This is a genomic window from Mesorhizobium sp. M0983 (genome assembly GCF_040318975.1).
Classification (GTDB): domain Bacteria; phylum Pseudomonadota; class Alphaproteobacteria; order Rhizobiales; family Rhizobiaceae; genus Mesorhizobium.
Map to the genome: position 1 here is coordinate 1 of NZ_JAMYNH010000040.1, position 5,000 is coordinate 5,000.

2 protein-coding genes, 1 tRNA gene, 2 rRNA genes and 1 pseudogene (1 of these 6 running past the window's edge) are annotated in these 5,000 nt (G+C 59.5%); 3 read left to right on the forward strand and 3 right to left on the reverse strand.

Going from position 1 to position 5,000, the window contains the following annotated elements; genetic code table 11:
• Positions 1–143 precede the first annotated feature (143 nt).
• The 3 genes and pseudogenes from NKH71_RS32000 to NKH71_RS32010 form a co-directional block, all read left to right on the forward strand.
• Positions 144–704, forward strand: a pseudogene (locus tag NKH71_RS32000) (ATP-binding cassette domain-containing protein); the annotation flags it as partial.
• Entirely contained in the window at positions 701–1,492 is a 792-nt protein-coding gene (locus NKH71_RS32005; protein ID WP_352483559.1) for an ATP-binding cassette domain-containing protein, read from the forward strand. The pseudogene NKH71_RS32000 and the gene NKH71_RS32005, both read left to right, overlap by 4 nt.
• Positions 1,489–1,995 (forward strand): L-2-amino-thiazoline-4-carboxylic acid hydrolase, encoded by a 507-nt coding sequence (locus NKH71_RS32010; RefSeq protein ID WP_023722304.1) that lies wholly within the window; start codon positions 1,489–1,491, stop codon positions 1,993–1,995. The genes NKH71_RS32005 and NKH71_RS32010 overlap by 4 nt, the downstream gene beginning before the upstream one ends.
• A 623-nt stretch (positions 1,996–2,618) precedes the next feature.
• On the opposite strand, the gene NKH71_RS32015 is transcribed toward NKH71_RS32010, so the two are convergent.
• The 3 genes from NKH71_RS32015 to NKH71_RS32025 all read right to left on the reverse strand — a co-directional run.
• Positions 2,619–2,695, reverse strand: a tRNA-Met gene (locus NKH71_RS32015).
• A gap of 233 nt (positions 2,696–2,928) precedes the next feature.
• Positions 2,929–3,043: ribosomal RNA gene (gene rrf / locus NKH71_RS32020) — 5S ribosomal RNA — on the reverse strand.
• Positions 3,044–3,139: 96 nt separating this feature from the next.
• A 23S ribosomal RNA gene (locus NKH71_RS32025) occupies positions 3,140–5,000 on the reverse strand; it runs 946 nt beyond the window's last position.

Sequence of the window (5,000 nt, forward strand, 5' to 3'; positions counted from 1 at the left end):
ACCGCCCCCCCCCCCTCAACAACCCCATAGTGGGGCGGGCCCGCCCAGTTTTTTAATACCACCCCCCCGGGCCCGCCCCCCCATTCCCGGCCGGGACAGAGGGGGGTGCGACGGGACGTCAGCCTGCAAGTCTTCGCGACCATGCTTCAATCGGCGGCCGTGACATCGGCTTCATCTTCCAGGATCCATCGGCGAGCCTTGACCCGGTGATGCCAATTGGCAAGCAGATCGCCGAGGTCGCCTACACCCACCTCGGCCTCAATTGGCCGCAAGCCTACGCGAAGGCCCAAAACTTGCTTGAACGGGTCCGTCTGCCCGACCCCAATGCGGCTATGCATGCCTTTCCACACCAGCTTTCCGGCGGCCAGAAGCAGCGCGTCGCCATCGCCGCGGCAATCGCGTCCGGCCCGAAACTGCTGATCGCCGATGAGGCGACCAGCGCGCTGGACACCATCGTGCAGGCCGAGATCGTCGCGCTAATTCGGCAATTGGTGGCCGAGGACGGCATGACGCTGTTGTTCGTCAGCCACGACATCGCGCTGGCCGCTGAGCTGGCGGGGCGCATCGCCGTGTTCCGGAATGGCGAATTGATCGAACTCGGTGCGACGGCGCAGGTCGTCAGTGCGCCGCGGCACACTTACACTCGGGCGCTGCTTGACGCTCATCTCGGCCTCGACGCCGAGCCGCTGTTGCAGCGAACATGACCAGTCCTCTGCTCGCCGTTTCCGGCCTGACCAAACGATACCCTCGCGGCGGCAAGATCATTGCCGCGGCAGATAACGTTTCCTTCCACATCGAAGCTGGCGAGACGCTGGCGCTGGCCGGACCTTCAGGCAGCGGCAAGTCGACGATAGCCCGGCTGATGCTGCGGCTCATCGAACCCGACGCCGGCCATATCGAATTTGAAGGCAGCGACTTCCTGTCAATGAACGGCGCTGCCTTGCGCCACCGGCGCGCTCGTCTGCAGATGGTGTTTCAGGATCCGCTCGCCGCCTTGAACCCGCGCGCCACGGTGGCCCGCGTGCTCGACGACCCCTTGCGCATCCACCACATTGCCTCTCGTGCCGAGCGCCCGCGCCGTATCGCCGCTCTGCTGGAACGCGTCGGCCTCAGTCCCGGTCTCGCCGGCCGCGCCATTCACGAAATTTCCGGCGGCCAACGCCAACGCGTCGCAATCGCCCGCGCCATCGCCACAAAACCGTCGCTGGTCGTGCTCGACGAGGCCGTGTCGGCGCTCGACGTTTCGGTGCGCGGGCAGATCCTGCGGCTGCTGCTCGACCTTCAACGCGAGGAGCGCATCGCCTATCTGTTCATTTCGCACGATCTCGGTGTCGTCCGTGCCATCGCCCACCGCGTCGCCATTTTGGACGCCGGGCGCATTGCCGAGAGCGGCGATGCCCGTACCGTCATCGACGCGCCGCAATCCGCGATCGGCAAGGCGCTGGTGGCGGCAGCGCCAAGACTGTCAAGGATCGAACAGGACGCATCATGACCGACGTCGAAGCCCGAGCCGAAAAACTGTCGCGCGAACTCGATTCCGCCTTCCGTAACCGCGCCGATCTCTATCGTCTGTTGCTCGACGAGCTAACCGCGGAAGTTGGCGCGGAAAAGGCTGAGGCTATCATGATCCGCACCATCGAACGGCGCGGCAAGGAGGTTGCGGCGTCGGCCTTCGCCGATTTCGGCCCGAACGACGCACCGGCAATCGGCGAGGCGTTCCTCGCCGTCAGCCCGGATGGCGGCCGCATGTATCCGACCGACGTCGAACGCGGCCAAGGCCGCATCGCCTTCAAGGTCAAGCGCTGTCCGCTGAAGGACGCTTGGGTCGAAGCCGGCGTTGGCGACAAGAAGCTCGCCACGCTCTGCCGCATCGCCGGCGCCTTCGACCGCGGCCTGTTCGAGGCCACCGGAGTGCGCTTCGACAACGTCACCTGGACGCCGGGCCACGGTTCCGGCTGCTGCCACATCGCTTTGACCAACCGGGATGCCGGCTAGAGCTGCAGTTCGAGCCATGTCGGCGAAGACGTAAAGTTCCGTTTCGTAACCGGCGCCATAAGGCAAGCGGGGGTTTTGATGTGTGCATTGCAAGGAATTGGTGCCGGCCGGAGGCGTCTTTGTGGGTTCACGGCTGTGGCCTCGAGCCACGGCAATCAAATCAATCCGAGATTTTGTCGGATTGCGGCATTCTTATTCGTCTTCAGTAGGGGAGTTCCTGGAGGTGAATTATGAGCGAATTGCCGGTGGTCAGAACGCGACTCAAAGGCAAAAACCTTACGCAGAGCATGCTGATCCCAACGGAGAACATGGTCGCAGACGAGCTCCGGGCTGCGCGACCTGGCCACTTGTCGGACCTTGCAGAGTTACGACGTAAGCTCGCGGCAAAATACGGAGCAGACGCCTGCTGCCCAGTGACTGTGCGGCGGCACTTGGTGCATATCAGTCAAGACGGCAGCGCGCCCTTTTGGCGCGTCGTAAATCCCGATCGGCCATTCGCCCGACGTATGAGAGGTGGATCGGAACACATACGCGAAAGATTGGCTGCGGAATGCTAAGTGTCCTGTCGCGGCACTTCAGTGCATACGAAAACGGCCCGCACAAGGCGGGCCGTTTTCGTACTTTGGTTGCGGGGACAGGATTTGAACCTGTGACCTTCAGGTTATGAGCCTGACGAGCTACCGGGCTGCTCCACCCCGCGTCAACTTCACGGCGAACGCCGGCCGGGCAGCCCGGGCTTTTTTGTTTTGTCCGTCCTCAAGGCCTTCGCCTTGTGGGCGGACGGGGCGCTGCTCCACCCCGCGTCAACCCTAGAAGTAAGCCTTGGCTCACTGAATTCAAGCTTCCGCCAAATGAAAGGGCCGCTTGCGCGGCCCGGAGTCCCGTTGGCGGGCCTGTTCGTAAGGAGAAGATTAAACAACGTGCGCTTGGCAGACCTGGCAGCGACCTACTCTCCCGCGTCTTGAGACGAAGTACCATCAGCGCTGGAGCGTTTCACGGCCGAGTTCGGAATGGGATCGGGTGCAGCCGCTCCGCCATAACCACCAGGTCGGCAAAACGCACGTTGCTCGAGAAGCTGTTTTCTGTGCCATCCATCTCGGCGCAATCCAAGGATTGTCGCCAGAAATGGGCATTAGGAATGAGAACGATCAAGCCGATCGAACTATTAGTACCGGTAAGCTTCAAGCGTTGCCGCTCTTCCACACCCGGCCTATCAACGTGGTCGTCTTCCACGGTTCTCAGGGAATACTCGTTTTAAGGTGGGTTTCCCGCTTAGATGCCTTCAGCGGTTATCCCGTCCGGATATAGCTACCCTGCTATGCGGCTGGCGCCACAACAGGTCCACCAGAGATCCGTCCATCCCGGTCCTCTCGTACTAGGGACAGATCCTTTCAATATTCCTACACCCACGGCAGATAGGGACCGAACTGTCTCACGACGTTCTGAACCCAACTCACGTACCGCTTTAAATGGCGAACAGCCATACCCTTGGGACCTGCTCCAGCCCCAGGATGCGATGAGTCGACATCGAGGTGCCAAACAACCCCGTCGATATGGACTCTTGGGGGTCATCAGCCTGTTATCCCCGGCGTACCTTTTATCCGTTGAGCGATGGCCCTTCCACGCGGGACCACCGGATCACTATGACCGACTTTCGTCTCTGCTCGACTTGTCAGTCTCGCAGTCAGGCAGGCTTATGCCATTGCACTCAGCGAACGATTTCCGACCGTTCTGAGCCCACCATCGCGCGCCTCCGTTACTCTTTAGGAGGCGACCGCCCCAGTCAAACTACCCACCATACATTGTCCCGGACCCGGATAACGGGCCGCGGTTAGACATCCATAGTGATAAGGGTGGTATTTCAAGGGTGGCTCCACCTGAGCTGGCGCCCAGGTTTCAAAGCCTACCACCTATCCTACACATGCCACTACGAATGCCAATGTAAAGCTATAGTAAAGGTGCACGGGGTCTTTCCGTCTAACCGCAGGAACCCCGCATCTTCACGGGGAATTCAATTTCACTGAGTCTATGCTGGAGACAGCGGGGAAGTCGTTACGCCATTCGTGCAGGTCGGAACTTACCCGACAAGGAATTTCGCTACCTTAGGACCGTTATAGTTACGGCCGCCGTTTACTGGGGCTTCGATTCAGAGCTTGCACCCCTCCTCTTAACCTTCCAGCACCGGGCAGGCGTCAGACCCTATACGTCGTCTTGCGACTTCGCAGAGCCCTGTGTTTTTGATAAACAGTCGCTACCCCCTGGTCTGTGCCACCCTCCCATGCTTGCGCATGAAAGGGTCACGCTTCTTCCGAAGTTACGCGTGCAATTTGCCGAGTTCCTTCAGCATAGTTCTCTCAAGCGCCTTGGTATACTCTACCAGTCCACCAGTGTCGGTTTCGGGTACGGTCTATAAGGAGGAGCTATTTCCTGGAACCACGCAGCAGCCCTTTCAATCCGATAAGATTGGACTACCTCAATGATCCGTCACTTCCTCCAGGCCCACGAATATTAACGTGGTTCCCATCGTCTACGCATTTCTGCCTCGACTTAGGGGCCGGCTAACCCTGCTCAGATTAGCTTTAAGCAGGAACCCTTGGACTTTCGGCGGGGGAGTCTCTCACTCCCCTTACGTTACTCATGTCAGCATTCGCACTTCTGATACCTCCACCATCCCTCACGGGTATGGCTTCATCAGCTTACAGAACGCTCCGCTACCGCTTGCATTGCTGCAAACCCTAAGCTTCGGTGTATGGCTTTAGCCCCGTTACATTTTCGGCGCAAAGACCCTTATTTAGACCAGTGAGCTGTTACGCTTTCTTTAAATGATGGCTGCTTCTAAGCCAACATCCTGGTTGTTTTGGGATCCTCACATCCTTTCCCACTTAGCCATAACTTGGGGACCTTAGCTGTAGGTCAGGGTTGTTTCCCTTTTCACGACGGACGTTAGCACCCGCCGTGTGTCTGCCGACTATTACTCCCAGGTATTCGGAGTTTGGTTAGGTTTG